A 1,152-nucleotide genomic window follows, 5' to 3' on the forward strand; every position below is an offset into this window, starting at 1 on the left:
CCCGGACCGCGTCGTCGACCGCTGCCACGGCCGCCGCTCCGCAGACCGAGAAGCCGGTGGCGACGAGCGCGGTGAGCCCGCGGTCCACCCCCAGCGCGCGTCCCGCCACGGTCGTGACGGCGAAGGTGGTGCTCAGGGTCAGCACGACCACCGCGATGCCGCCCGCCCCGACGTCCGCCAGCCGGTCGAGCGGGAGGCGCAGGCCGAGCAGCACGATGCCGGAGCGCAGCAGGACCCGGGTGACGGGCGCGTGCCGGGCCAGGGCACCGCGCGCACCCCAGGGAGTGGCCGCGACGACGCCGCCCAGCACGAGCGCCAGCAGCAGCGGGCTCGACCACGGCACGACGGTGCTGAGCCCCAGGGACGCGGTGCCGGCCAGCACGAGGAGCACCGCGGTGATCGAGCGTCGGGGACGGGGGGCGGGACGCAGCACCCGACCACCGTCCCGCGGACGGGTCGGCGTCGGTAGACACGTGGACCGCGACGGGGTATCACCTAAGGTGATGACTCATCCCGACCTGGACGTGACCACGCTGCGGCTGCTCGTCGCGCTCGACGAGCGAGGCAGCATCAACGCCGCCGCGTCCGCGCTCGGCCTCACCCAGCCCGCCGCCAGTGCCCGCGTGCGCGCCTTCGAGACACGGTGGCGGCTCGCCGTCGTCCACCGCTCGGCCCGCGGCTCGACGCTGACCACCGACGGCCATGCGGTGGTGGCGTGGGCGCGGCCCGTGCTGCACCACCTCGACACGATGCGCGAGGGGCTGGCGGCGATGAGCGCCGAGCGCGGCGGGGAGTGGCGATCGCCGCCAGCCTCACGGTCGCCGAGTTCCTGCTGCCGCGCTGGATCGCCGAGCTGCGCTCCCGCCGGCCCGACGTCCAGCCCCGCCTGCAGGTGGTCAACAGCGCCCGCGTCGGCGAGCTCGTCCGCTCGGGCGCCGTCGACGTCGGCTTCATCGAGACCGCGGTGCGGCCCACGGACCTGCAGACCCGCACCATCGGCCACGACCGGCTCGTGGTGGTCGTCGCCCCGGACGATCCCTGGGCCCGTCGCCGGACGCGCTGGGCGCGGAGGCGCTGCGCGGCCCGGTCCTGGGTCATGGCGGGAGCCGGGCAGCGGCACGCGCAGCACCTTCGAGACCGCGGTGCGACGCG

2 protein-coding genes and 1 pseudogene are annotated in these 1,152 nt (G+C 76.5%); 2 read left to right on the forward strand and 1 reads right to left on the reverse strand.

From position 1 onward, the window contains the following. Positions 1 to 433, reverse strand: a 433-nt coding sequence (locus AC2W7G_RS16850; RefSeq protein WP_485869454.1) for a putative sulfate exporter family transporter, incomplete at its 3' end; no start/stop codon positions are given. A gap of 70 nt (positions 434 to 503) precedes the next feature. Between AC2W7G_RS16850 and AC2W7G_RS16855 the strand changes: the two are divergent. Both AC2W7G_RS16855 and AC2W7G_RS16860 read left to right on the forward strand, forming a co-directional pair. Then, a pseudogene (locus AC2W7G_RS16855) lies at positions 504 to 689 on the forward strand (helix-turn-helix domain-containing protein); the annotation flags it as partial. A 104-nt stretch (positions 690 to 793) separates the two neighbouring features. Then, positions 794 to 1,152, forward strand: a 359-nt coding sequence (locus AC2W7G_RS16860; protein WP_485869455.1) for a LysR substrate-binding domain-containing protein, incomplete at its 3' end; no start/stop codon positions are given.

The organism is Aeromicrobium sp. PFPM2_SD2 (genome assembly GCF_057364525.1).